We start from the raw sequence: 21,348 nt of genomic DNA on the forward strand, positions 1-21,348 counted from the left end.
GCCAGAAGAAGACTGGCCGCCAACTGTGTTCGATGTACCCTGCGAGTCAAGAACGGAGCGGATAGAACTGTTGCAAATCATAGGAGGTTACCTAGCTTCCTAGTTGGGATTTGTTAGGGTCTAGGCGCCTTCCAAGGAGGAATCACCCGTCGAATCTGTGCTTGCGTCTTCCCTCATTACTTCCTGTGCTCGATTACCGAGCACCGCTTAACGCCTAGTGAACCATGCCATAACATGGGCCCATGGACAGAGTGGTTTGGTGGGAAGTTGAAACGAGGGATCCGGAGCTCTTTCAAAAGTTTCATGCCTCGCTGTCAGGCTGGTCATTTGAGCCAGCCTTCGCGGATACGGAGCTGGGCGCCGACTATTGGATAATTCAGGCAGGAGACCGCGGAATAGGCGGACTTCAGCGTGCGGATCCGTCGGCATCACCGCCGGCCGCTGGAGCGCGACTGTATTTAGCTGTTGACGATCTTGAGACAACGCTCGATCGCGTATTAGCGCTCGGTGGGGTGGTGGAGCGGTATCGGACCGCATTGGGCGGTGACGATCGATGGTTCGGCATTTACCGAGATCCGACAGGGGTATCTTTCGGTTTGTGGACTGCGCACGCCGAACGCCCCTGAGGCCGTTCGAGGTAGTCGTTGCTTATGGGCCGGTTGCCCGAACCAGTATTGGTATGGGTGGCTGCAACGGTTTGGTGGAGTCAGGGGCGTTGGGCAACGATGCGAAGCGGACTCTCGGAAGAATTCTGATTCGGAACCCTCATCGTTGGTTAGCGTTGGAAAAGAGGAAGACCCCTACGTCCTTGCTAGTTCAAGGAGGTAGGGGTCTTGCTTTGGCGGTGACGGTGGGATTTGAAAACTCCTAGGGCGGAATGTTACGAGGTCAGATGGGCACGACTTCGGCATGACTGCGCGGATTCTGCCGCGACCATGTTACGACCTATCCATGACTTAGAACCGATTTGTTGCCCTCGGCAACAATCCAAGCGGATTTATTCACGCCCAAACGGAGTGTTATTGCTTGCTCATTGGCATTCGATTCTGGGCGCGAAAAAGCCCCGCATCCGGTCGCCGTAAAGCGAAGGCTGCGGGGCAGGCTTTCGTGCGTACTTGGCTAGTTCGTGGAGCCGGAGCAGGTAACCATGTTCGTGCCCGACTGCTTGGTGACGCTTTCGCCGTCCACCAGAATTTCGCAGGTGACCTTCTTGTCTGAGCTGTAGTCAGTGTTCTGGACGATCAGTGATGCTGCATCCCACCCGGTGACCTTGGTGTCAGTGGTCCACTCGCCGGTGAAAGTTTCGTTCGAGGTGCCCGAGGTTTCACCGAAGGTGGCTTCCGCTTCACCGTCCGAGGTGGCCTTGTAGGTGATCACGGATTCTTTGTTGAGTTCCTTGTCAATGGCATCGACGGCTGCCATGGTGCCAGCAGTAACGACGCCGGCGATGATGATCGACGCGAGGCCGAGGATTACACCGGCAATTGCGGTTCCGCGTGGGCGGTTCTTCTTTACTGCGCCGATGATGCCGAGAATCAGCGCTAAGCCACCGAGCGCGAATGCGACCATGCCGACCAGCGGGATGAACGCGAACACGACGGCGATGATGCCGAGGACGAGCGCGGCTACGCCGAGTCCGTTGCCCTGCTTTACGGGTGCTTGCTGAGTCATGATTATCTCCTGTGCGGGTGAATATTGTGATTCAGGGTTAGCCTAACTGGGAGATTGCTGTGTGTAGTCACTTTTACGTCTCACCCAATGATTTGAGATCAAATCGTTACCCCACTTCCAAAATGTCGCGGAGATGATTTAGGCTTGGAGCAACCTCTCAACTCGAACACATATTCGATCAATTGACGACAGGGGAAGTAGTGCCCGACCGCACCGACCAGAAGCAGGAAGATCGCATGCCAGCAGTACCGCTGGCGAACGCTCTAGCAAGCATGACCGCCACTGACTTAGTAGCCATTTCCGTAGTAGCAGGACTACTGCCCGAGAAACTCTTCCATCGCCTTATTGAGCACCTTTCCGCCGTCTAGTCCCAGCTTGGAGCAGATGATCGCGAAGGTTGACGCTGGAATGTCTCGCTTGCCATTTAGGTAGCGGCTAAGGGAAACCAGGGTGATTCCGGTGCGCGTGGCAAGGTCTTTCATTTCGACCTTTTGCTCTGCTCGGCGTGCTCGTAATTGAGCTGCGATCGACTGAGTAATGGGGTTATCCGTGTCCATATGGACACAATACCACCAATTTGGACGTATACGCGTCCGAATTGGTGGTTTTCTTATTGCGCGTCCAAATGGACTTGCACGCGTCCGAATGGACGTGTACTGTCGTTCCCATGATCAACGAAACAGCACAAAAGGTCTCCAAGGCGATCGAAGTTCATGGGGAAAAGCCCACGCGTGTTGCTCTAAAGGCGGGGATTGCTCGCAACACGTTCATGCGGAAGCTGAATGGCGGAACTGAGTTCGGCGTCTACGAGCTGGTTCGCATCGCGGCGGCGATTGGCGTTCATCCCTCCGAGCTACTGCCGAAGCCGTATCTAGCAGACGTGGAGCGCTTGGCAGGGTGAGCGTTTACCTAACACCGGAACAGGCCGTCGAGGTGTTTGGGCGTGACGAGAGAGACCGGCCATTCGTCACTAAGCACGAGATCCGCCGTCATGCGAAAGACTCGGGCATTTACAGCACCATTAGTCGCGGGAAGCTGGTATTCACTGAAGCGCAGATCGAGGATCTGAAGGCCTACATCGTGGATAAGCAGGCCCACAAGGTTGATCCTCGCACCGGGGCAGTTGACCACTTCGCCTAACTAGGCACTCCGCCCACTTTCGGGCATCATCCCACCCTTTGTATTACCCCTTCCGTTCATGGGTTCGCCCGTGACGCTGAAACAGGGCTCGTTTGTTGTGCCCGGAAACAGGAATCATGACCGTCACTGGTTATCAGAAGAAGATAATGTCAGCCGTGCCCGGCATGAAGAAGTCGAAGGCCGAGAAGCTGGCGCACAAGATCGCCAAGCGCGCCGCAGATATGCAGGAACAGTTCGACTTCTACGAGGCGTTGCGCATCCTCGGGGTCATCTCGGACCCGACCGCGAGGGACGCGATCCGCAACACCGAGAAGGCGGTGGAAGCGTGAACTTCTTCGATTCCCGCGTGTGGGATCTGATCGATGACCGAGCTGAGGCCGTGGAGAGCGGCCTGGTACCGGCTGATTGGCCAGTGTCGGGTGATGATCTCGCACGGTACGTCAACTAGCTACCCCAATTTTTTCAAGCCCCGACCGGGCCATGGTCGGGGCTTTCTCATTCCCTAGGAAGGAAATCAACATGAACAGCCTACCAATCAAGTGCAAGGACGCGGCGACTACGTTCTTGCTTGCACGCCGCGCCGAACGTTTGGCCCGGCCGCTGGTGGATATGACCGATGGTGCTTGGCGTTTCTCGATCACGGTCACGCTCGGCGATCAGGTGTACCCGGAGCCGTGGCACATTTCGGTATACGCCCACTATGTGGAGGGGGCGGCCACGATCCCAAATCAGTCGAACATGCCCGTTTACGCGACCGGCATCGCAACTAGCGAGCGTCTAGCGCAGGTAATCGAGCGGATTCGCGGCTTGGCTGCTGAGCAGGTGCAGGCGAACCGTGAAGCTGAGCGCCGGTGCTCGTGCTGCCATGGGCATTCCAATGACTGAGCCGCACATCGCATTGAAGCGCCTCGGCTCGTTTTTGGAGGTGTCGGCGCGTGCTCGGGTGAATCGTCATGTGCCGGAGATCGTGGTCTACGTGATCGACTCGGGGCGGTACTACTACGTCTCGACTACCCGGACGGGCGTCGGCGGGCTGGTGTCTCGGCATCGGACACTAGCGAAGGCTAAGGGTGTCGCGCTGGCCATGGTCGAGAGCGCTTACCGCGAGGGTGTGCGTGAAGCTCGGAAGCGGGTGCATCTCTATGGGTAAGCGCCAGCCGCAAATGCCGGTGCCGATGGTGCTGGACACCAAGGCCGAATGGCTGGAGGCGGCCGCGACTGCGATCGCCGATCTTGCCTCCGAGGGGCACACGTTTACGGCGGACGCGGTGCGTGAACGCATTCCGGCGCCCGCGGAACCGAATTGGTTCGGCGCGGCGTTCTCGGCTGCCCGGGAATCGGGCGTGATCGAGGCCGTGGGTTTCGAGCTGTCTCGCACACGGTCTCGCCGCGGTGGCGTCCTGCGTCGCTGGCAAGCCAAGCAGGTGCGCCGTGGATGACGAAGAAATGACCGTATCAGCGTGGGCGTGGGTTATTGCGATCTGCGCCGGGTTCGCCGCTGGCGGGTACTCGCTGCTCTGGCTCGCCTGCATCGTATTGCCCGGACTGCAGGAGCCACCCATGAGCCGACCACTGTATGACTACACCCAATCTTGCATCCCTGGTAAGTGCGGATGCGATGACCACCAAGCCGATCCTGACGGGTCGGCTTTTCTTATGCCCGAAAGTGAGGATGACGATGGCCCAAACTGCGACTAACGGCTACATCACCGCCGAGCAGTACAAGCAACTGCTCGCCCCGGTGAACTCGCTCCGTGTCGTGCACGGCAAGCGCCCAAATATGGAGGCCTACGAGATCCGCGCCCACCTGAACCGTGTGTTCGGGTTCGGGCGCTGGTCGGCCGAGGTGATCGCCATGGAGCTGGTGAAGGAGTGGTACGGAAAGAACGGACAGAACAAGGACGCGGTGTTTGTCATCTACCGTGCCGCTGTCCGTCTGACCGTGAACGCGCCGGATGGCACCGTGCTGGCCACCTACACCGAATGGGCGGCCGGTGACGCGCTGGGTTTCCCTGTCGCTAAGACTGGCGGCGCGCACGACTTCGCGATCAAGACCGCAGAGTCTCAGGCGCTCAAGCGTGCCGCGACCAACCTTGGCGATCAGTTCGGGCTTTCGCTTTACAACGGGGGAACGCTCGACGCTCTGGTGCGAGGCACGAAGAACCCGGTACTGGCCGAAGGTGACGAATCGGAGCCTGAGAGCGTCGAACCGCCCGAGATCCAAGCCGAAGAGCCGGACTTCGATCACGAAGAGGGCTACGACGTACCAATGCCGGAGGATGCCGCGCCGATCCGTGAGGCACCGCCGGAGGTTGCGCAAGCGTTCCACGAACGCTTCGAGCAAGTCAAAGACAACAAGTCCGGATTGTCAGCGCTGGCCAAGTGGGCGCGCAACGTCGGAATCCCTACAGAACTGCAAGACAAGGTAAAGGCCCGGCTCGCCGAGCTGGGTGGATAAGGAGAACACCATGGACGCACTACAGCGCTACGCACTGTCGGACATCATCAGCAAGAAGATCACCGCCGGCAACAAGCAGAACAAGGCCGACGCCGAATCGGAGCTGCTGCCCGGCGATCGGCGCAGTGTCGCCTTCGGCGACGGCGGCAACGCGGTGCTGATCGGTGCGGTGACCCGCACGAAGCCGCGCACCGTCTGGAAGGTCACCGACGAGGCAGCGCTCGGCAAGTGGGTGCAGGAGCACCACCCGGACAAGGTGGAGATGATCCCGGTTCCCAAAGAGTGGTTCGTGAAGGCTCTGCTGGATCAGGCGGCGGCGAACGGGTTCCCGGTGACCGATGACGGGGAAGAGATCCCCGGTATCGAAGAGAAAACCGGTACGTCTTACGCGTCGGTGAAGCCTGAACCTGACGCGTTGGAACGCATTCAGGAGCTTGTCCGGTCCGGCGCACTGACCGTGCAAGAGCTACTGGCGATCGATGACTGAGCCATGATGACTGAGCCATACAGCCCGGTCAGCGTCGAGCAGCGCATTTTGGAGATCAGTAATCGAATCGCCAAGAGTGCCCGCGTCTGCAATGAACGCTACGTGTCGTTCCTCGACGCTGACCGCGCTTATGACCGCGCTTACGCCGTCGCATTCCTCAAACATGAAGGCCCGCAGACAGAGAAGCGTTACGCGGCCGAGGAAGCAACCACCGAAGAGCGCGAAGCACGCGACGTAGCGGACGCCGCCTACCGGTACGCGGACCGTCTCTCGAAGGCTCTACAGGCTGAACTGATGGCGATGCAGTCCGTGAACAAGTCGGTAATCGCCCAGTACGGTGCCGCCGGGGTTGGTGAGCGATGAACCGCAAAACGTTCACCAAATACCTCACACGGGATAAGCAGTGCGTGTGTGGCTGCAACTCCACCGACACACTGGTGCCGCAACACCGCGCCAACCGCGGCATGGGCGGAAGCCCCGCCCTCGACCGGCCAGCGAACGTCATCGTCATGTGCGCTCGACTCAACGGGCTGATCGAATCCGACCCACGGCACGCGGCGATCGCCCGCCGTTACGGGTGGAAGCTCGAACGCTGGCAGACCCCGGAAGAGACCCCGGTGTACTACGTCAGCGAATCACTGTGGTTCACCATCGACAACGATTTCAACCGAAAGGAACATTCCCCATGGCGGGAGAAACAGTAATAACCGTGGTCGGGAATCTGACCGCGGATCCCGAACTACGGTTCACGCCGTCGGGTAGCGCGGTTGCGAACTTCACGATCGCTTCGACTCCGCGCACCTTCGACCGGCAGACCAATGAATGGAAGGACGGCGAAGCGCTGTTCTTGCGTGCGTCGGTGTGGCGCGAGGCGGCCGAGAACGTGGCCGAGACGCTGGCCAAGGGGATGCGCGTCATCGCCCAGGGGCGGTTACGCTCCCGGTCTTACGACACCAAGGAAGGCGAGCGCCGCACCGTCATGGAGCTGGAGGTCGAGGAGATCGGCCCCTCGCTCCGCTTTGCATCGGCAAAAGTGACTCGAGTCCAGCGCGGCGGTGGGGGCGGCGGCTACGGCGGCGGAGGCTACCCGAACGCGCCGCAACAGAACGCGCCGCAGCAGGGTGGCTACCCGCCCCAGCAGGGAAACCAGCCACCGCAAAACCAACAGGGCGGCGGATGGAACACCCCGCCCGCTAATGACCCGTGGGCTTCGAACCAGCAGGGACCGCCGCAGGGCAGCTCCAACCAGCGAGGTGGTTGGCACGGAGCCAACGAAGAACCACCATTCTGAGAGAACAGGAACACCACATGAAGATCCGAAATAAGATCATCGCCGCGATCGCCATCATGGTGGGCGCCATCGCCATCACCGGATGCACCAACGCCGAACGCGCCTCGTACAACCTGTCCAAAGGTGCCGATCATTTCGAAGTGAACCGGCGCATCGTGATGTTCAACGGCATCACCGATAAGTATCTGCTCAGCGTCGAGGGCCGGTGCTCCATCAAGGACGCCGAGGGTCAGCTCGAAGTGACGTGTCGGCTGGGTGAGGACGAGTACAAGAAGCACATTCTTGGCCTGTCTGACAACGTGTCGTACTTCGTGGAGCAGCTCGATGCCACGGACGTGAGCGTGTATCACTACCGGGTGATTTTCAAGCCCGAAACGATCCTGCCGGAAGTCGAAATGCAGACCGGCAAGCAGTAATCACCTAGCCCCGAACAGGGGCTTTTTTCATACCCGCTGGGGGCCAGCAGATTCTTTGGGGGATCGGCTGGCCCTCGGTCGTATCTAAGGAGAGACCATGCAGCTTGCAGAGTTGCTTTCGCTGGAGTTCCTCGAATCCGAAGTGGCCGAGGGGTACGTGCGCTCCATGCAGCACGATGGCCTGACGATCTACAACTACACCGAGAAGACTCAGTTCGAACGGCGTTGGAACCCGGTCACGCTACAGTGCCGCGGCCTGATCGTGGACGCGAACGGCGAGGTCCTGGCCCGCCCGTTCCCGAAGTTCTTCAACCATGACGAACCAGAGGCTCAAATCGATTCTGGTCCGGTGACCGTGCTCGACAAGCTGGACGGCTCGCTGGGCATCGCATACACGGTGGGCGACGAGGTGCGGATCGCTACCCGTGGATCGCTGAGCAGTGAGCAGGCCTTGCACGCAACCGCAATACTCAAGGTGAAATGCCCTGACTGGCGTCCACCTGCGGGCGTGACTGTGCTGTTTGAGATCATCTACCCGGAGAACCGCATTGTCGTGGACTACCACGGCATGGACGATCTGGTGCTTCTGGGTGGCATCGACATCACGACCGGCGCCAGCATCCCCCTCGAAATTATCGATTGGTACGGGCCACGCGCTGAGTCGTTCGAATTCGGAAACCTCGCCGAAGCTCTCACCGCACCGCCGCGCCCGAATGCCGAAGGCTACGTAGTCCAGTTCGTAAACACCGGGCACCGCGTGAAGATCAAGCAGGACGACTACGTGCGTCTGCACCGCATCGTCACCGGATGGAACGAACGGACCATCTGGGAACACCTCGCAGCAGGCAAAAGCATCGAAGAACTGGTTGACGGCTTGCCGGACGAATTTCACCGATGGGCCATCAACTGCGCAACCTTCCTGACCCGGCACCGGCGAGGCTTCGAGTTCAGAGCAGAATGCGCATTCACCGCGATCATGGTCGATCTTCCCGTGCCGTGGACTCGCAAAGACTTCGCACTTGAAGCACAGAAGCACCCGATGCTCCGGCCGGCACTTTTCCAGTTGCTTGACGGCAAAGACATTACCCCGTGGGCGTGGAAGCAAGTCCGCCCCACCGCCAATAAGGAGGCCACCATTGGCTAAGCTCACCATCACCCGAGGCCTGCCCGGCAGCGGCAAGACGACCTACGCCAAGGCGTGGGTCGCCGACGATCCAGAGCAGCGCGTGAGGATCAATCGTGATGCCTTGCGCATGATGCTGCATTTCCGACAGGGCAAGGTACCGCACCTGACCGAGCAGGCCATCACGAAGGCCGCCCAGGATCTGGCGCGCACCTACCTGCGCGCCGGGCTGGATGTGATCGTTGATGACACGAACCTCCGTCAACGTCACGCCCGCGAGTGGGCGACTCTCGCCAAGATTTCCGGCGCTGACTTCGCCGTTGAGGATTTCACTGGCGTGCCGCTCGAAACCTGCCTATGGCAGAACAAAAACCGCGACATGGCCCTTCACGTTCCAGAGGACGTGATCCGCGATATGCACCAAAAGTTCATCGCTGGTGGGCCGCTAGAGTTCCCTTCCGCCGACGCTCCGGCGGTCGAGCAGTGGGAACCATGGGAGCCTACCAAGGGGCTTGAAGATGTGTACCTGGTGGATATCGACGGAACCATTGCCCTGTGCGGTGATCGCGATATCTATGACGGGTCAAAGGTGCACCTAGACACCGTGAATGAGGACGTCGCGTACGTCGTGAAGTTTCTTGCGCTGGCTGGAAATCGAATCGTATTCATGACCGGGCGAAGCCGCGAATTCGAAACCGAAACCGTGCAGTGGCTAGCCGATAACGAATTCATCGGGCGTTTTATGAAAACTGAGCTGCACATGCGACCCGCCGGCGACAAGCGTAAGGACAGCGTTGTGAAGCACGAGCTGTTCAACGAACACATCCGGGGAAAGTACAACGTCGCGGGCGTATTCGATGACCGCAATCAGGTAGTCGAGATGTGGCGAGCCATTGGGCTGACCGTCTTTCAGGTCGCAGACGGAAATTTCTAACTAACCACCACGCTGAGGGCCGTCCTACGGGGCGGCCCTCAGTCATTCCCACGGAGCTTTAGATGATCACGGTTTACAGCAAGCCCAATTGCCCGCAATGCACCCAGACCATGCGCGTGCTCGACAGGCAGGGCACCGAGTATCGCAAGGTCGATATCACTCAGGATGCCGAGGCCCTGGCCCATGTCGAGGCCCTCGGATATAAGGCCGTGCCGGTCGTCGTCGCCGGCGAAAAGCATTGGTATGGCTTCCGTCCCGATCTGCTCGCGGAGCTGATCGCATGACCCACGACACCCCACTGTGCTGCCGCCGATGCAAAGGGGCCGCGCCGCACCTGTTCTGCCGCTCCAAGACCTGCATCTGCCACAAGCAACAGATCGACCGGCCCGACACCGGGCCGAGCCTCTACAAAGACCCCACCGCCATCACCGCCCTACGAAACCTCGGAAGGAACACCCGATGAAACTTTCAGTTGCTCCAGCAGATCTCAAAGAAGCTGTTCGATTCGCCCAGACAGCAATCGCCGGGCGCCCCACCTCGCCGATCATGGGCGGCGTACTGCTCGAAGCCAAAGACGGCCAGTTGACGGCTAGCGGATCGGACTATGCCAAGGTCGCCCGTGTGGCCGTCCCGGCGCAGATCGAGGCGGAGGGCACCGCTTTACTGCACGCCTCGCTGTTGTCGCAGGCCGCCGGCAAGCTCAAAGGAAAAGCGGACGTGACGATCAGCGATGACGGCACCATGGCAACCTTCGTGCAGGGCCGGGCAAAGTTCCGACTGCCGATGATGCCGGTCACTGAGTACCCGCAGAACCTCGAAGGGGAACTGGTCGAAGTTGGACGTGTCAGCGGCGAGGACTTCGCGAAGATCGTAAGCACCGCCAGTATTTCCACGGTCAAGGCTGACTTGGAAATCCTCGCTTGCGTGCGGCTGGAAATCGGCACTGAGATCACGGCCATGGGTACGGATCGCTACCGCCTATCCATGGATCACACCGCCTACGACCGGGCTAGCGAGACCGATTACGGGCTAAATATCAACGCGCTCTGGGTCAAGACTGTGGCCAAGACGATCGGCGGCGACACCGCCCTACTTGTGGCCCTCGATGGCGAGAAGCCGGTTCGTTTCGCAATCCAGTCTGGTGACTACTCCACGAGCATCACCGTTGTGGATGGCGACTATCCGAAGATCCGCGGCTTGTTCGCCAATCGTGGGCCGGAAGCTTACACGCTGGACCGTCAAGAGTTGATCGACGCACTGGACCTCGTAGGCGTCATGAGCGAACGCAACACGCCGGCGCGCATCAAAGGCCAGGGGGAGACGATCCGCCTTGAATCAACCGGCACCGAGGGCGAATCCGCCTCAGATCTAGGCAGCGATAACGAAGCGCCGTTCTTGATCGGAATCAACCCGGCCCTAGCGCTGGACGTACTACGCAATATCGATTCGGAGCATATTCGGTTCGTACCTGCCGGACCGAAACCTATCTACATCACACCCGCCGAGGGAACTGCCGAATACCTGCTCATGCCGGTTCGGCTGCCCGGACAGTAAAGGAGACATAGCCTTGCGAATCCGTTCTACGAAACCTGAGTTCTGGAAGTCACGCCGCATTGCCTCAGTTTCGTGGGATGCCCGGCTGGTCTTGAAGGGCCTTGAGTCCTACGTTGACGATAACGGCGTGGGTGTCGATGACATTGAGTTGATCGTGTCCGACGTGTTCCCTCGCGATATGTTCGCGAATGGTAGCGAGACTGTCGCGAGGGTGTCCGAAGCAATTACCGAGCTTCAACGCGCTGGTTTGGTGCATCGATACTCCACGGATACTGACAGTTTGCTGTTCATTAGCTGGTGGGAAGAGGTGCAGAGGATCGACAAGCCGGGCAAGGGAAGAAAGCCCAGGCCAGACGGCACTTTGAACTACAAAGATTCGGTGATTCGCGAGAGTGTCGCGAATACTCCTGAAACTCTCGCGCCCGGAACAGGGGAACAGGGGAACAGGGGAACAGAGGAACAGAGTAAAAACCCTTGCTCACCGGCTCCGCCGTCGAGCGGTGTCGAATCATCGAATCGGTTCGATGAATTCTGGAAGGCGTACCCGCGCAAGGTCGGCAAGCAAAAAGCTATCGCCAAGTACAAAGCCGCTGTGAAGCGCGCCGAGTCCGAACAGCAGATCATCGACGGCGCCGAACAGCTCCGTGACGATCCGAACCGGGTAGACCAGTACACCCCGCACCCAACCACATGGCTGGAACGCAACGGATGGAACGACGGCCCACTACCGGCCCGAACCGTCACTGGATCAGATGCGCGACTCCAAAGGGCCGCCCAATGGGTCAACCACGAAATGCCCACACCACCAGAACCCGACTGGGGTTACCCAGCATTGCCCACCGAAACCCTGATGGGAGAAATCGAAGAATGAACCTGACCGAATCCAAGATGGCGATCGCGTTCGCGAATCAGATCGACCCTAGGGTTCAGATGAACGACGCCACCGCCGAAGTCTGGGCCACAAGCCTCCAAGCCCACGAAGCCACGAAAGTGCGCTGGGCCATCACCCAGCACTACGCGACCAGCAACGCCAACGGCGAAGGCACTCACGCGATCACCCCTGCACGCATCCGGCGGCTGATCCATTCCAAGGCGGAGGAAGTCGAAACGAAACAGCGCGCCCTAGAGCCTCCACGGGGCCGCACGAGGTCGATCGAGTCATTCCGCGACCGGAACCCCGAACTGTGGGACAAACTCGTTCAGGAAGGCCGCGAGCAGTTCCACGCCGAAGAGGCTAATCATGGTGATTGAGATGGACGGGCAGATGGAACTGCTCGATCTGTTAGAGCCGGAACCGACTGTCATCACTGGAGATCCAGGAACATTCGCGATGCCCGGCGACCTCGAAGCGATGGCCCAAGCCAAGGACGCCCACTTCGAGAAGTTCAACGTGCACCGCGGCAACTGGCGCCCCTATCGCGGCTGGACACCATCCAGCGGCACCGGCCAAGGGTCCGAGCATCTAGCGGCCGCGTTCAACGCAGACCTGCGATGCCACGCGTCCCACAAGGACGCACGCCGCCCATGCCACTGCGTCGGCGGGTACTACTACCGGGTGTATTGCTTCGGCTGCAACCACTGGACCGGGATCTACGACCGCGAGAACGGCGCGTGGGAAGAGCATCTGGATCATTGCTGGCCCGGATGGCGCGACCTGCCCGTCATCGAAGCCACACCGAACGAATCAGGCGGGTACAAGTACGCGATGCCGGACAACTACCCGCCCGATTGGATGGTGCCCGGCGCGCCGACCCGCGACTGCCGCGGACTGTCCAAGGTCGCCACCAGGCACGTGCCCGCCGGCAACCAGTTCGGCGGAGTCAAAACCGCAGTAATCCAAGAATGCAAACAACACGGGAGCGACACATGAACCGTCCACCTGTATTAGATCCGGCGTCGGGTAGCCGCATGTGCTACTTCGACAAGGAAGATCCCCGGGTGCTGTTCGGCGATATTCGGTCAGAGCAGCATGTCCTGTGCGATGGTCGGGCGCTCAACATTGACCCAGACGCTTACACGGACTTCCGCGACCTGCCATTCGAGGACGAGAGCTTTCGCGTGGTCGTGCTCGACCCGCCGCACCTCGTCCGCGCAGGGCCGAAAAGCTGGCAGGCGGCCAAGTACGGGCGGCTGCACGCCGACACTTGGCGGGAGGACCTGGCCGCCGGGTTCGCCGAATGCTTCCGCGTCCTAAAGCCCGAAGGCGTCCTGATCTTCAAATGGAATGAAACCCAGATCAAGGTTCGCGAAATCCTCGCTCTTACCGATCACAAGCCACTCGTCGGGCACATGTCCGGCAAAGCCATGAACACGCACTGGATCACGTTCTTGAAGGAGTCCGCATGATCTCGTTTTTCGTTGAAGGTATCCCGGCACCGCAGGGGTCGAAACGGCATGTTGGCGGCGGCCGGATGATCGAGTCATCCGCGAAGGTGAGGCCGTGGCGCGAAGCAGTAGCCGCCGAGGCTCAGAGGATCGCTCAGAAGCTCGATCAGCCCCTCGATGGGCATCTGCGCCTGATCGTGCGTTTCGAGCTACCAGCGCCTAAGCGGAGCCGGTTTGGTAGCCGTCCAGCAGGTCCGCCCGACCTCGACAAGCTGATCCGCGCTGTCGATGACGCGCTCACCATGTCCGGGCTGATTGTAGACGACGCACGAATCGTCACCATCAGCGCATCCAAACACTGGGCCACAGACAGCCCTGGCGCGAGCGTGACCATCGAACGAATTCAGACACCATAGAATTTCTTCATGATCATCGCAGACGAAATCAAATGCGAAATAGGCTCACAAGCCGCCGTCAAAGGCGCAGAGCTATTTTGTAGCACCGCCCACCCAGTCAGCTCGGCCGACTCCCAAGCATGGGCCGAATGGGCAAACGTCGGCGTTGGCCTGATTGCTGCATTGGTAACCTTCATCGCCGTGTTAGTTGCGATCAATCAGGCCGCGCAAGCAAAACGCATTGCGGAAGATGGACACCGCCAAGCAATCGAGCGAGAACTCATGTCTAGGCAGTTAGACCGATATGAAGATTTTGCCCGTGAGACCGTTCGAATGATGCAACACATCGGTCTGGAGCCAAACGACTATGCGGCCCTCCTGACCGACCAAACGCACGCTGGTAACGCATACCTGATGTATCTGAATATGGATCATCCGGACCTTAGCGAGACTGTCCTACAATATGCAGACCTGTTGCAAGGAATCGGAAGAGTGATCAACGATTTCAACACAGCCGTCGTGGCCGAAGAAGACTTCGACAAATCTGTAGTTGAGTGGGTAGGGAAACATCCTCGGTTTCAGAGCGAGTGCATGCAGAACGCTGCTGTGCTAGTGAACGTCTTGCGAGATTTTCATCAGAAGAAAAAGACCGCAGACGTAGCCACGAAAGAGCTGCGCGAAATCCATGCAATCTTGGTCAGTGTCCACAAGCCTCTGTTGCAGTACTACGAGAAAGATCAACCGGTGTTCATGCGCAAATACGCATAGACATAGGTAAACCGCCTTCGGGCGGTTTTTTCTTGCCCAAAATCAAGCCCCCAGCAATCCGCTGAGGGTTTTTCTTATACCCGAAATAAGGAGGCATCATGCCAAACCACATCACAAACCAGATCATCGCGCCGACCGAGGTCATCGAAGCGATCACCCGTGGCTACACCCCCGAAGAAATCCAGACGTACAAGGATGAAACCGAAGTAATCCGCGAACGCGAACTCACCAATTGGTTCACTGCCGAACGTAAAGAGTTGGCCCTGATGCAGCGGGGAGATCGGGCGGAAGCGATGCTGGCCGAGAGGATCGCAGATTTCAACTTGGTAGTCCCTCAGCCGGTCAACATCGAAACCGGCGGATGCTCCCGGGAGCACGACGAGGGCGTCGTGTGCTGGTGGGATTGGAACCTTCACTACTGGGGCACCAAATGGAATGCCTATAGAACCGAAATTGAGCGGCAGGACGACGGCACTGCGAAGCTCCGGTTCGAAACCGCATGGTCTCACCCGTTCCCAGTCATTGAGGCACTGTCGAAGAAGTTCCCAGACTTCGAATTCGAGGTGTCCTACGCAGACGAAAATCTTGGCTACAACCTCGGCAAGTACCAGATCAAGGACGGCGCCCGGACTGAACTCGAGGAACTCACCGAGGGAAGCCCGGCATCGATCGACTTCGCCGCCCAGCTCCGCCACGGGGAAACCTACGCAGAGCTTGCGGCTGAGTGGGCGTGCAATGAGTGAGATCCCGCAGATCGTGCACACGGTCCTGTGCCACCTGGTCGCCCACGGGTGGGCTTTCATGCACGCCACCCGGGACGGCTCGACCATCATCGAGACCGGGCCGCCCCTCGTGCTTCGGTTCTGCCACGCACCCGGCAGCACCCGCTACAGCATCAACAACCGACGAGTCACCCGCACGGAGTTTTACCGGGCGGTCGAAAGGAAACCCCAATGAACCTGTTAGTCCAAGCGCACTCACTCGATGACGACAAAATCCGGTGTTTCAAATGGGACCGCCGCTGGTACATCGTCCGCAACCGGCACTTGCTCGCCCGCGCCGACCGCTACGCCATGGCAAAAGCGCTCCTGCGCGGATTCCTCGCCTACGGACGCGAGGCCCGTCGATGACCACCCGATACGTGGACGGCGAGTATGGCGAGCTGACTGCCGAGCGCGCTCACCTTTTCGGAAAGCCCACCAACTACATGCGTGGCTACTTCATCGGAAAGATGCAACCTCGCAATCGGCTGGAGCGACTAGCCGCCGAGCACGCTGCACGATTCGTAGGCGGCTCCTATCTGGTCGGCTTCAGATTCGGCAGGCAAGTCCGCCGTCACGGAATCAAGAAAGCTCTCCGGAAGGCTCGCCCATGACCGAATGGCCCGATATTGACGTTCGCCGAGGACTTCGGCAACCGGACAACTCGTACCCGCTCGCCCTCCATCTTTATCGAAAGGACACCCGCCCCATGGCAACCCTGACCCGATCCGCCGAAATATCAACCAGCGGCACGCTCACAGTCGGCGACATGCGCGAGTTCCTCAACGAAGTTCCCGCCGACGCTGAACTACGCGTCGAAGTCCTTCGAGGCGACCCACGAGACCCACGCGAAGCCGGCCACCGAGAAACCAAGATCCAAGCCACATGGACGGAGGGGCAAGCATGAGCGACCTCGCCCCAGCTAACCGTATCGGCCAGCAGATCCGATCCCGCCACCCATACGCCTTCCGGTCAGGGGAGTGGGCAACCATCATCGGCGCGACACCAGATTGCGAACACGAGGAACCAGGCGGTTGCTACCAACTCCAATGGCCAGACGGCACAACCGATGACTGGGCCATCAATGACCCGGTTGCAAGTTACGAGTTCAAGGAGGCCACTAATGACTAAGCCAATGCAGTTCCGCAAGAAGCCTGTCGTGATCGAAGCAATGCAGCTCACCGGGTCCAACCGTGAAGAGATTTTCAAGTGGGCATCCTCGCGAACGCCGCTCGGACGCGTCGTCCCAGCAGTGCCTAAAGCGGACACGATCGACCAGATGTTGATTCACACGCTGGAAGGCACTATGACCGCCGACCCAGGCGACTGGATCATTCGTGGCGTTCAAGGCGAGTTCTACCCGTGCAAGCCAGACATTTTCGAGCAGACCTATGAGGTGGCCACTGATGACTAGTGACCAGCTCAACGAGAAAGCACTCGAAGCGGCGACCATTGCGGTTATTAGCGACGAGCTTGACTACATCGAGACCATGAGCGGCGCTGAACACGTAGCCAGGCTAGCAGTGTCCGCTTATCTCGCCGTCGCCCAGCCGGAAGGCTGGGAACAGCAGGCAAAGAACTTCATGCGTGTGATTGACCGGCTGACCGCTGAGAATGAATCGCTCAAAGCCGCCGAGCAGAAAGCTCATAGTGACGCTGGATGGTTAGAAAACATGGATCGACAGGGAGGTGCCTAATGTCCTGGATCGAAGAAACCGCTGAGCGCATGTACCCGGACTCTGACATTACTTACGGTGTCGGAGCTGTGCGTGAGGCATATGCATACGGTGCGAATGAAGCGCTGAAGCGTCTCGCCCAGCCGGTCGTGACCACCGTCGAAGAACTCGAAGCGCTCCCGTATGGAACCGTCATTATCGCGACGGGAGGACAACGGCTACTACCCGAGCACCCAGAGCTATTCGCCAAAGTAAGTTTTCACGGTAGGCCGTGGCAGACCCTCGACCCATCCGATCGCAACGACGGTGAGGACACCGAATCTTCTGGCACTGTCCTCAAATGGCGTTGTCACGGCGAAGCCCGCGTGCTGTACATGCCGGAGGTGAACGCGAATGCCTAGGAAGCCTAAGAAGCAAGTCCGCGTGTTCAAGATGGTTCGCCTGACATTCGGGAACTCGAGCCCGGGCGAATACCACATCGTTACCTGCACCCTACGGGGCGAGGGACGGATGCCAACAACAAAGGTTCAACGCGTGGACTACCTGCGCGGAGAGTCCAAACAGATACTACGGAAGGGTCGCAAGCCATGACAACCACACAGAAGCCCGTCACAGTGCTGCACCGGCTCACCGAGCGGGACGTCCGGTACACCGACGCGAAAGACGATCTCACCCGCACGTTCGCCGTAAACTTCGACAAGCACGAAATGACCATCCTGCACGACGAGGGCCTGTACCGGCATGTCCGGTTCAAGAACCCCGAGCACGGGTTCTACCAGTTCGATCTGATCACGTGGCCCGGCTACCTCACCATCACCGGTGACATAGGCAGCTATACGTTCAGCCGCGTGGAGGACATGTTCACCTTCTTCACCGGGTACATCAACACCAGCTACTGGGCGCAGAAGCTCCAGAACGGGGCCGAGGGCGGCCGCCGACAGGTGAAAAAGTACAACGAGGACGCGTTCAAGGCGTGGCTGTTGCAGGACTTCTGGGACTACAGCCGAGACCTAGAGCCATGTGACGCACGACAGTGGTGGGAGACGCTGCGGGAGGAAGTGCTAGACGGCTTCGTGGACACCAGCACGGAGTCCACTGTGCTGGAAGCAATCGACAGCATCCGCGCTAGCGACGTGGTCCCATATGGCCACTATGACGATGTCTGGGAGAGCGCCGAAGGCTGGCGGGTCTACGACTTCCATTTCGAGCTGTGCCTCGCCGCAATCGTCACCGGCATTCGCACTTACAAAGCCCACAAGGTCGAGGGCCAACCATGAGCGAGAACATCGAAGTGTTCAGCCTGGGCGAAGACGGTGAATGCTGGCTCGTCACCGGCACCACGGATGCGCACAGCGCCGAGGAAGCAATTCGCCAATACGATCGCGAGGTATCAACTAGCGGTGCAGGATACCTAGATATCGAAGAGCAGCTCAAGTTCGAGTTCCACCGAGACCTTGTGTGGCGACATGGCGGGTCTAAGCCGAGCCGATGGGAAGACGACGAGCTTCTGACCGTATCCGACCACTTCGAGAGGTACGGGCACGAGGCAAAGCGTGTCCACCCATTCAGCGGATTCTTGGTGACGCTATGCCCATCGTAGAGATTCTTGAAGCGCACAGTCGTAAAGGTGGAATGCGCGATATGCGTACACATTGCGCCTGTGGTTGGAAGTCCGCAGATTGCGACTTCGGGGATATGTTCCACCGCGCCCACGTTGTCGAGGTGCTCGAACAGCATATGGCCAACCAGAATCGCGAAGCTCAAGCCAAGGCTCTCGATGAATCCGCAAATGAATCCTACGGCCTACACATCAACGACCACATGGCAGTCGCAGAGTGGCTAAAACGCCGCGCCAAGAAAATCCGAGAGGGGAAACTATGACCACCGAAGAACTAATTGCCCGCGCCCGAATGGCTCTAACAGAAGGGCCTGACAAGCCCGTACAGCCACGCCTCGCAAGCCATTACATGAAGCAGGCACTCCGGCAAGTGGACGCGCACCGGCAAGAGCTCGACCCGATAGCCTACGCAGTGCGGAAGCACAACGAGAGCCTGCAACGCTTCGCGGAGACAGTGTTTGAGGTCGCTACAAACTTCGTCAACGTGCTGGCCGACAATTTCAAACCCTTCGCCCGAGCGCTCCAAGAATCCCAGCGTAAGAGCGACTACGCGCTAGTGGGTGACAACTGATGCTCGTAGCCCTGATTGCAGTGAATCTTGTGGTGCATATCGTGGCGTGCGTGTTCCTCATAGCATTCATGCTCCGCACAAAGGGGAAACCTTGTAAATGCGTTCACAAGGAAAACAGGCAATGACCCAATCACCCGACTATTGGCATGTCTACCCGATAAACGACCAGATCCATCACGACACCGAGAGCGACGAATGTATCTGTGGCCCCACGGTGTCACTGGTCAAAACAGACGACGGTGACCGATGGATCTACACCCACCACTCACTCGACGGAAGGGAATCCAACGAATGATCCGCCTATACCTCGCCGTATGCGAATACCTCGAAGCCATGACCGAAGCCATCCGCAATGACGAAACAGGGCCAGAAGGCGCGACCTCACAGGTTGAGCACGCAAACCAGTTTGAGCCGAACGAAGGGCACCGACACTACCGTGAACCCGAATATGAAGGCCGGCGAATCGGATTCAGGAGCAACAAATGAACACCACAGCCGAAGAACTCAGCGGCAAACACCTCGGCAAAACCGTCACTGTGGCGTACCAGCGAGCTACAGTCACCGGCCAGCTAGACCGCATCGACCACAGCAACGAGGTCACACTCAGGGACCTTCGCGGAGAACCAGCCCGAACCGAGCAATGGGTGACACTCACCATCGGCGGCACCGAATACCCGCCAATTGGCCCGAACTTCCCAATCACAATCAAGGAGGATGAATGAGCACTCTCCGGATGCTCGCCCAGCAGCTCACGGAAACCCACCTCACCCGGCACGGTGACCGCATCGGCAAAGTCCCGCCCCTGCTCACCGAGCTACGCGAAGCAGTCAGCGGCAGCACGCACGAAGGTGGCGGCTCCGGCGCCAAGCAACGCATCCTCGTGAATAGCGAAGCCCTCGACTTGCTCCGAGACATTGAGAAGGAGGTAAGCGAACGGTACAAGGAGCGCTACGAGACCAACGGGCACATCCGACCCGATGACAGCATCAAGATCATCGGCCAAGACCAACACGATCCAGACTGGGACGAATACCTAACGTACTGGCTCCAAGACTGGGCGAAGCGAATCGAAGATCTCGTGCGGCCCCGCAAAGTTCGGCGCCTCGACGGCACGCCCTGCCCATCCTGCGAGCAAGCGGTCTACGGCGAAGACAGGGAGACCTGCCTAGCAGTGGACTGCTACACCGGACCAGACAAGCAACTCCGGCCCGTCAGCGAATGGACCGTTGAATGCCACGGATGCGGGGCAACATGGCAGGGCAGAAACATGCAGTGGCTACTCGCCGCACTGTCCTCACCCGTGATAGACTGAAAGCAATCCGGCACAAGTGTCGGAATTTTCAGAGTCACCCAATCAGGTGGCTCTTTTTTTGTGCCCAAAATCTTCCACAGACCGGGCGACGCTGACAGCCGAGAGGCAGACAGCACCGAGTGAGCCGCCGGAGAACACTCGCAAAACCCACCGGCCAGCCAGACCGCATTGTGCGAGTGGCTGAAAAAATTGAATAGCCCCACGGCACACGAGGCCAAGGGGAGCGACTGTAGCTCGGTGGCATGAGCCCACGGCGTCAGGGCCGTGATTCGCAGGTTCGAGTCCTGCCAGTCGCACGACGTCAACCAGACAAGGTTGGTGGAGCACCCCCGTGGTGCACGGCATGGTCCCCGCCGAATTGAAGCGGACCGCCACACCTGGATGTAGGCCAATTGGCAGGCCGCCTGATTTGGGATCAGGAGAATGTAGGTTCGAGTCCTATCATCCGGACGGCGAAAGCCCCTGGACCAGCCGGCAACGGCAGGACCAGGCAAGGATAGTGAAGCCCGGGAGGTCGGGCACCGGATTCGAAACCCGGGGGCGCTCTAATCGGCGCAGGCGTTCAACTCGTCCTCTATCCGCGCATATCAGTGCGGCGGCACATGCTCAACACGCACAACAGGGTGGCGACCCACCGCCAGTAAGCCCTTGTAGCTCAACTGGGAGAGCAACCGCCTTGTAAGCGGTAGGTTCCGAGTTCGAATCTCGGCATCGGCACAAGCTTGGTCAAAGCCACCGGCCGGCATCAGACATGCCGCGTCGGAGCCAAGGGAGGCACTAACCACAGTGGTGGAACGCCGCACCACTAGGCGCGCACTTGTAGAGGCGTGCCGCCAACCTGCCAGGCA

Annotated in this window: 39 protein-coding genes and 3 tRNA genes; 40 read left to right on the plus strand and 2 right to left on the minus strand. The window is 59.3% G+C overall.

Going from position 1 to position 21,348, the window contains the following annotated elements; all coding sequences use genetic code 11:
• Positions 1-242 precede the first annotated feature (242 nt).
• Positions 243-626 carry a VOC family protein gene (locus tag ACYU0X_RS02325; RefSeq protein WP_418908323.1) on the plus strand — a complete coding sequence of 128 codons (384 nt, stop codon included), beginning with the start codon at positions 243-245 and terminating at the stop codon, positions 624-626.
• Positions 627-1,119: 493 nt separating this feature from the next.
• Here ACYU0X_RS02325 and ACYU0X_RS02330 read toward each other — a convergent pair whose 3' ends face one another.
• Positions 1,120-1,671, minus strand: a complete 552-nt coding sequence (locus ACYU0X_RS02330; RefSeq protein WP_461902015.1) for a DUF308 domain-containing protein — start codon at positions 1,669-1,671, stop codon at positions 1,120-1,122.
• Between the two features lie 314 nt (positions 1,672-1,985).
• The gene (locus ACYU0X_RS02335) at positions 1,986-2,228 is read right to left on the minus strand and encodes a helix-turn-helix domain-containing protein (protein WP_461902016.1); all 243 of its coding nucleotides are present in this window, start codon (positions 2,226-2,228) and stop codon (positions 1,986-1,988) included.
• Between the two features lie 110 nt (positions 2,229-2,338).
• Between ACYU0X_RS02335 and ACYU0X_RS02340 the strand changes: the two genes are divergently transcribed.
• From ACYU0X_RS02340 to ACYU0X_RS02530, 39 genes are all read left to right on the plus strand, one after another.
• Positions 2,339-2,572, plus strand: coding sequence for a helix-turn-helix domain-containing protein (locus tag ACYU0X_RS02340; protein ID WP_461902017.1), 234 nt, complete (start codon positions 2,339-2,341; stop codon positions 2,570-2,572).
• Positions 2,569-2,811, plus strand: coding sequence for a hypothetical protein (locus ACYU0X_RS02345; protein ID WP_461902018.1), 243 nt, complete (start codon positions 2,569-2,571; stop codon positions 2,809-2,811). The genes ACYU0X_RS02340 and ACYU0X_RS02345 overlap by 4 nt, the downstream gene beginning before the upstream one ends.
• A gap of 116 nt (positions 2,812-2,927) precedes the next feature.
• The gene (locus ACYU0X_RS02350) at positions 2,928-3,140 is read left to right on the plus strand and encodes a hypothetical protein (protein ID WP_461902019.1); all 213 of its coding nucleotides are present in this window, start codon (positions 2,928-2,930) and stop codon (positions 3,138-3,140) included.
• Positions 3,141-3,330: 190 nt separating this feature from the next.
• On the plus strand, positions 3,331-3,696 hold the full coding sequence (locus ACYU0X_RS02355) for a hypothetical protein (protein WP_461902020.1): 366 nt from the start codon (positions 3,331-3,333) through the stop codon (positions 3,694-3,696).
• Entirely contained in the window at positions 3,689-3,961 is a 273-nt protein-coding gene (locus ACYU0X_RS02360) for a hypothetical protein (RefSeq protein ID WP_461902021.1), read from the plus strand. The genes ACYU0X_RS02355 and ACYU0X_RS02360 overlap by 8 nt, the downstream gene beginning before the upstream one ends.
• Positions 3,954-4,250 (plus strand): hypothetical protein, encoded by a 297-nt coding sequence (locus tag ACYU0X_RS02365; RefSeq protein WP_461902022.1) that lies wholly within the window; start codon positions 3,954-3,956, stop codon positions 4,248-4,250. Before ACYU0X_RS02360 ends, ACYU0X_RS02365 begins: the two co-directional genes overlap by 8 nt.
• 239 nt (positions 4,251-4,489) lie before the next feature.
• The gene (locus ACYU0X_RS02370) at positions 4,490-5,269 is read left to right on the plus strand and encodes a Rad52/Rad22 family DNA repair protein (protein ID WP_461902023.1); all 780 of its coding nucleotides are present in this window, start codon (positions 4,490-4,492) and stop codon (positions 5,267-5,269) included.
• 10 nt (positions 5,270-5,279) lie between these two features.
• Complete coding sequence (locus tag ACYU0X_RS02375) at positions 5,280-5,756, plus strand: hypothetical protein (protein WP_461902024.1); 477 nt, start codon at positions 5,280-5,282, stop codon at positions 5,754-5,756.
• Between the two features lie 3 nt (positions 5,757-5,759).
• Complete coding sequence (locus ACYU0X_RS02380) at positions 5,760-6,119, plus strand: hypothetical protein (RefSeq protein ID WP_461902025.1); 360 nt, start codon at positions 5,760-5,762, stop codon at positions 6,117-6,119.
• Positions 6,116-6,460, plus strand: a complete 345-nt coding sequence (locus ACYU0X_RS02385; protein WP_461902026.1) for a hypothetical protein — start codon at positions 6,116-6,118, stop codon at positions 6,458-6,460. The genes ACYU0X_RS02380 and ACYU0X_RS02385 overlap by 4 nt, the downstream gene beginning before the upstream one ends.
• Positions 6,442-7,047, plus strand: a complete 606-nt coding sequence (locus tag ACYU0X_RS02390) for a single-stranded DNA-binding protein (protein WP_461902028.1) — start codon at positions 6,442-6,444, stop codon at positions 7,045-7,047. The genes ACYU0X_RS02385 and ACYU0X_RS02390 overlap by 19 nt, the downstream gene beginning before the upstream one ends.
• Positions 7,048-7,064: 17 nt before the next feature.
• The gene (locus ACYU0X_RS02395) at positions 7,065-7,463 is read left to right on the plus strand and encodes a beta-sandwich lipoprotein (RefSeq protein WP_461902029.1); all 399 of its coding nucleotides are present in this window, start codon (positions 7,065-7,067) and stop codon (positions 7,461-7,463) included.
• Between the two features lie 97 nt (positions 7,464-7,560).
• Complete coding sequence (locus tag ACYU0X_RS02400; RefSeq protein WP_461902030.1) at positions 7,561-8,607, plus strand: RNA ligase; 1,047 nt, start codon at positions 7,561-7,563, stop codon at positions 8,605-8,607.
• On the plus strand, positions 8,600-9,520 hold the full coding sequence (locus ACYU0X_RS02405; RefSeq protein WP_461902031.1) for a phosphatase domain-containing protein: 921 nt from the start codon (positions 8,600-8,602) through the stop codon (positions 9,518-9,520). The genes ACYU0X_RS02400 and ACYU0X_RS02405 overlap by 8 nt, the downstream gene beginning before the upstream one ends.
• A gap of 62 nt (positions 9,521-9,582) precedes the next feature.
• A complete protein-coding gene (locus ACYU0X_RS02410) occupies positions 9,583-9,804 on the plus strand; it encodes a glutaredoxin family protein (RefSeq protein ID WP_461902032.1) in 222 nt (73 codons plus the stop codon).
• Between the two features lie 175 nt (positions 9,805-9,979).
• Complete coding sequence (dnaN, locus tag ACYU0X_RS02415) at positions 9,980-11,074, plus strand: DNA polymerase III subunit beta (protein WP_461902033.1); 1,095 nt, start codon at positions 9,980-9,982, stop codon at positions 11,072-11,074.
• A 13-nt stretch (positions 11,075-11,087) separates the two neighbouring features.
• Positions 11,088-11,945 (plus strand): hypothetical protein, encoded by an 858-nt coding sequence (locus tag ACYU0X_RS02420; RefSeq protein ID WP_461902034.1) that lies wholly within the window; start codon positions 11,088-11,090, stop codon positions 11,943-11,945.
• On the plus strand, positions 11,942-12,325 hold the full coding sequence (locus ACYU0X_RS02425) for a hypothetical protein (protein WP_461902035.1): 384 nt from the start codon (positions 11,942-11,944) through the stop codon (positions 12,323-12,325). The genes ACYU0X_RS02420 and ACYU0X_RS02425 overlap by 4 nt, the downstream gene beginning before the upstream one ends.
• Positions 12,315-12,944 (plus strand): DUF6349 family protein, encoded by a 630-nt coding sequence (locus ACYU0X_RS02430; protein WP_461902036.1) that lies wholly within the window; start codon positions 12,315-12,317, stop codon positions 12,942-12,944. The genes ACYU0X_RS02425 and ACYU0X_RS02430 overlap by 11 nt, the downstream gene beginning before the upstream one ends.
• Complete coding sequence (locus ACYU0X_RS02435; RefSeq protein WP_461902037.1) at positions 12,941-13,420, plus strand: SAM-dependent methyltransferase; 480 nt, start codon at positions 12,941-12,943, stop codon at positions 13,418-13,420. The genes ACYU0X_RS02430 and ACYU0X_RS02435 overlap by 4 nt, the downstream gene beginning before the upstream one ends.
• On the plus strand, positions 13,417-13,815 hold the full coding sequence (locus ACYU0X_RS02440; RefSeq protein ID WP_461902038.1) for a RusA family crossover junction endodeoxyribonuclease: 399 nt from the start codon (positions 13,417-13,419) through the stop codon (positions 13,813-13,815). The genes ACYU0X_RS02435 and ACYU0X_RS02440 overlap by 4 nt, the downstream gene beginning before the upstream one ends.
• A gap of 9 nt (positions 13,816-13,824) precedes the next feature.
• Positions 13,825-14,562, plus strand: a complete 738-nt coding sequence (locus tag ACYU0X_RS02445) for a hypothetical protein (RefSeq protein WP_461902039.1) — start codon at positions 13,825-13,827, stop codon at positions 14,560-14,562.
• 98 nt (positions 14,563-14,660) lie between these two features.
• A complete protein-coding gene (locus ACYU0X_RS02450) occupies positions 14,661-15,305 on the plus strand; it encodes a DUF1281 family ferredoxin-like fold protein (RefSeq protein WP_461902040.1) in 645 nt (214 codons plus the stop codon).
• Entirely contained in the window at positions 15,298-15,519 is a 222-nt protein-coding gene (locus ACYU0X_RS02455; protein ID WP_461902041.1) for a hypothetical protein, read from the plus strand. Before ACYU0X_RS02450 ends, ACYU0X_RS02455 begins: the two co-directional genes overlap by 8 nt.
• Positions 15,516-15,692 carry a hypothetical protein gene (locus tag ACYU0X_RS02460; protein WP_461902042.1) on the plus strand — a complete coding sequence of 59 codons (177 nt, stop codon included), beginning with the start codon at positions 15,516-15,518 and terminating at the stop codon, positions 15,690-15,692. The genes ACYU0X_RS02455 and ACYU0X_RS02460 overlap by 4 nt, the downstream gene beginning before the upstream one ends.
• A gap of 340 nt (positions 15,693-16,032) precedes the next feature.
• Positions 16,033-16,230, plus strand: a complete 198-nt coding sequence (locus ACYU0X_RS02465) for a hypothetical protein (protein ID WP_461902043.1) — start codon at positions 16,033-16,035, stop codon at positions 16,228-16,230.
• A 216-nt stretch (positions 16,231-16,446) separates the two neighbouring features.
• A complete protein-coding gene (locus ACYU0X_RS02470; protein ID WP_461902044.1) occupies positions 16,447-16,737 on the plus strand; it encodes a hypothetical protein in 291 nt (96 codons plus the stop codon).
• Entirely contained in the window at positions 16,730-17,020 is a 291-nt protein-coding gene (locus ACYU0X_RS02475; protein WP_461902045.1) for a hypothetical protein, read from the plus strand. Before ACYU0X_RS02470 ends, ACYU0X_RS02475 begins: the two co-directional genes overlap by 8 nt.
• Positions 17,020-17,400, plus strand: a complete 381-nt coding sequence (locus tag ACYU0X_RS02480) for a hypothetical protein (protein WP_461902046.1) — start codon at positions 17,020-17,022, stop codon at positions 17,398-17,400. Before ACYU0X_RS02475 ends, ACYU0X_RS02480 begins: the two co-directional genes overlap by 1 nt.
• A gap of 186 nt (positions 17,401-17,586) precedes the next feature.
• On the plus strand, positions 17,587-18,276 hold the full coding sequence (locus ACYU0X_RS02485) for a hypothetical protein (protein WP_461902047.1): 690 nt from the start codon (positions 17,587-17,589) through the stop codon (positions 18,274-18,276).
• Positions 18,273-18,599, plus strand: coding sequence for a hypothetical protein (locus tag ACYU0X_RS02490; RefSeq protein ID WP_461902048.1), 327 nt, complete (start codon positions 18,273-18,275; stop codon positions 18,597-18,599). The genes ACYU0X_RS02485 and ACYU0X_RS02490 overlap by 4 nt, the downstream gene beginning before the upstream one ends.
• The gene (locus tag ACYU0X_RS02495; RefSeq protein WP_461902049.1) at positions 18,587-18,880 is read left to right on the plus strand and encodes a hypothetical protein; all 294 of its coding nucleotides are present in this window, start codon (positions 18,587-18,589) and stop codon (positions 18,878-18,880) included. The genes ACYU0X_RS02490 and ACYU0X_RS02495 overlap by 13 nt, the downstream gene beginning before the upstream one ends.
• A gap of 86 nt (positions 18,881-18,966) precedes the next feature.
• The gene (locus ACYU0X_RS02500) at positions 18,967-19,188 is read left to right on the plus strand and encodes a hypothetical protein (protein WP_461902050.1); all 222 of its coding nucleotides are present in this window, start codon (positions 18,967-18,969) and stop codon (positions 19,186-19,188) included.
• Positions 19,189-19,309: 121 nt separating this feature from the next.
• Complete coding sequence (locus tag ACYU0X_RS02505) at positions 19,310-19,483, plus strand: hypothetical protein (RefSeq protein ID WP_461902051.1); 174 nt, start codon at positions 19,310-19,312, stop codon at positions 19,481-19,483.
• A 187-nt stretch (positions 19,484-19,670) separates the two neighbouring features.
• Positions 19,671-19,910, plus strand: coding sequence for a hypothetical protein (locus tag ACYU0X_RS02510; RefSeq protein WP_461902052.1), 240 nt, complete (start codon positions 19,671-19,673; stop codon positions 19,908-19,910).
• On the plus strand, positions 19,907-20,500 hold the full coding sequence (locus ACYU0X_RS02515) for a DUF7341 domain-containing protein (protein ID WP_461902053.1): 594 nt from the start codon (positions 19,907-19,909) through the stop codon (positions 20,498-20,500). Before ACYU0X_RS02510 ends, ACYU0X_RS02515 begins: the two co-directional genes overlap by 4 nt.
• A 377-nt stretch (positions 20,501-20,877) precedes the next feature.
• Positions 20,878-20,950: transfer RNA gene (locus ACYU0X_RS02520), tRNA-Pro, on the plus strand.
• Positions 20,951-20,994: 44 nt separating this feature from the next.
• Positions 20,995-21,081, plus strand: a tRNA-Ser gene (locus tag ACYU0X_RS02525).
• 63 nt (positions 21,082-21,144) lie between these two features.
• Positions 21,145-21,217, plus strand: a tRNA-Thr gene (locus tag ACYU0X_RS02530).
• Positions 21,218-21,348: the final 131 nt, after the last annotated feature.

This window comes from Glutamicibacter sp. X7 (assembly GCF_054889245.1).

Coding starts and splice junctions, on each gene's coding strand:
- ACYU0X_RS02455 (WP_461902041.1), top strand. CDS start 15,298: ATGAGTGAGATCCCGCAGATCGTGCACACGGTCCTGTGCCACCTGGTC.
- ACYU0X_RS02505 (WP_461902051.1), top strand. CDS start 19,310: ATGACCCAATCACCCGACTATTGGCATGTCTACCCGATAAACGACCAG.
- ACYU0X_RS02485 (WP_461902047.1), top strand. CDS start 17,587: ATGACAACCACACAGAAGCCCGTCACAGTGCTGCACCGGCTCACCGAG.
- ACYU0X_RS02470 (WP_461902044.1), top strand. CDS start 16,447: ATGACTAAGCCAATGCAGTTCCGCAAGAAGCCTGTCGTGATCGAAGCA.
- ACYU0X_RS02510 (WP_461902052.1), top strand. CDS start 19,671: ATGAACACCACAGCCGAAGAACTCAGCGGCAAACACCTCGGCAAAACC.
- ACYU0X_RS02395 (WP_461902029.1), top strand. CDS start 7,065: ATGAAGATCCGAAATAAGATCATCGCCGCGATCGCCATCATGGTGGGC.
- ACYU0X_RS02360 (WP_461902021.1), top strand. CDS start 3,689: ATGACTGAGCCGCACATCGCATTGAAGCGCCTCGGCTCGTTTTTGGAG.
- ACYU0X_RS02490 (WP_461902048.1), top strand. CDS start 18,273: ATGAGCGAGAACATCGAAGTGTTCAGCCTGGGCGAAGACGGTGAATGC.
- ACYU0X_RS02500 (WP_461902050.1), top strand. CDS start 18,967: ATGAAGCAGGCACTCCGGCAAGTGGACGCGCACCGGCAAGAGCTCGAC.
- ACYU0X_RS02390 (WP_461902028.1), top strand. CDS start 6,442: ATGGCGGGAGAAACAGTAATAACCGTGGTCGGGAATCTGACCGCGGAT.
- ACYU0X_RS02350 (WP_461902019.1), top strand. CDS start 2,928: ATGACCGTCACTGGTTATCAGAAGAAGATAATGTCAGCCGTGCCCGGC.
- ACYU0X_RS02335 (WP_461902016.1), bottom strand. CDS start 2,228: ATGGACACGGATAACCCCATTACTCAGTCGATCGCAGCTCAATTACGA.
- ACYU0X_RS02375 (WP_461902024.1), top strand. CDS start 5,280: ATGGACGCACTACAGCGCTACGCACTGTCGGACATCATCAGCAAGAAG.
- ACYU0X_RS02480 (WP_461902046.1), top strand. CDS start 17,020: ATGTCCTGGATCGAAGAAACCGCTGAGCGCATGTACCCGGACTCTGAC.
- ACYU0X_RS02495 (WP_461902049.1), top strand. CDS start 18,587: ATGCCCATCGTAGAGATTCTTGAAGCGCACAGTCGTAAAGGTGGAATG.
- ACYU0X_RS02440 (WP_461902038.1), top strand. CDS start 13,417: ATGATCTCGTTTTTCGTTGAAGGTATCCCGGCACCGCAGGGGTCGAAA.
- ACYU0X_RS02325 (WP_418908323.1), top strand. CDS start 243: ATGGACAGAGTGGTTTGGTGGGAAGTTGAAACGAGGGATCCGGAGCTC.
- ACYU0X_RS02410 (WP_461902032.1), top strand. CDS start 9,583: ATGATCACGGTTTACAGCAAGCCCAATTGCCCGCAATGCACCCAGACC.
- ACYU0X_RS02340 (WP_461902017.1), top strand. CDS start 2,339: ATGATCAACGAAACAGCACAAAAGGTCTCCAAGGCGATCGAAGTTCAT.
- ACYU0X_RS02450 (WP_461902040.1), top strand. CDS start 14,661: ATGCCAAACCACATCACAAACCAGATCATCGCGCCGACCGAGGTCATC.
- ACYU0X_RS02430 (WP_461902036.1), top strand. CDS start 12,315: ATGGTGATTGAGATGGACGGGCAGATGGAACTGCTCGATCTGTTAGAG.
- ACYU0X_RS02385 (WP_461902026.1), top strand. CDS start 6,116: ATGAACCGCAAAACGTTCACCAAATACCTCACACGGGATAAGCAGTGC.
- ACYU0X_RS02515 (WP_461902053.1), top strand. CDS start 19,907: ATGAGCACTCTCCGGATGCTCGCCCAGCAGCTCACGGAAACCCACCTC.
- ACYU0X_RS02425 (WP_461902035.1), top strand. CDS start 11,942: ATGAACCTGACCGAATCCAAGATGGCGATCGCGTTCGCGAATCAGATC.
- ACYU0X_RS02445 (WP_461902039.1), top strand. CDS start 13,825: ATGATCATCGCAGACGAAATCAAATGCGAAATAGGCTCACAAGCCGCC.
- ACYU0X_RS02380 (WP_461902025.1), top strand. CDS start 5,760: ATGATGACTGAGCCATACAGCCCGGTCAGCGTCGAGCAGCGCATTTTG.
- ACYU0X_RS02465 (WP_461902043.1), top strand. CDS start 16,033: ATGGCAACCCTGACCCGATCCGCCGAAATATCAACCAGCGGCACGCTC.
- ACYU0X_RS02400 (WP_461902030.1), top strand. CDS start 7,561: ATGCAGCTTGCAGAGTTGCTTTCGCTGGAGTTCCTCGAATCCGAAGTG.
- ACYU0X_RS02475 (WP_461902045.1), top strand. CDS start 16,730: ATGACTAGTGACCAGCTCAACGAGAAAGCACTCGAAGCGGCGACCATT.
- ACYU0X_RS02365 (WP_461902022.1), top strand. CDS start 3,954: ATGGGTAAGCGCCAGCCGCAAATGCCGGTGCCGATGGTGCTGGACACC.
- ACYU0X_RS02355 (WP_461902020.1), top strand. CDS start 3,331: ATGAACAGCCTACCAATCAAGTGCAAGGACGCGGCGACTACGTTCTTG.
- ACYU0X_RS02370 (WP_461902023.1), top strand. CDS start 4,490: ATGGCCCAAACTGCGACTAACGGCTACATCACCGCCGAGCAGTACAAG.
- dnaN (WP_461902033.1), top strand. CDS start 9,980: ATGAAACTTTCAGTTGCTCCAGCAGATCTCAAAGAAGCTGTTCGATTC.
- ACYU0X_RS02435 (WP_461902037.1), top strand. CDS start 12,941: ATGAACCGTCCACCTGTATTAGATCCGGCGTCGGGTAGCCGCATGTGC.
- ACYU0X_RS02330 (WP_461902015.1), bottom strand. CDS start 1,671: ATGACTCAGCAAGCACCCGTAAAGCAGGGCAACGGACTCGGCGTAGCC.
- ACYU0X_RS02460 (WP_461902042.1), top strand. CDS start 15,516: ATGAACCTGTTAGTCCAAGCGCACTCACTCGATGACGACAAAATCCGG.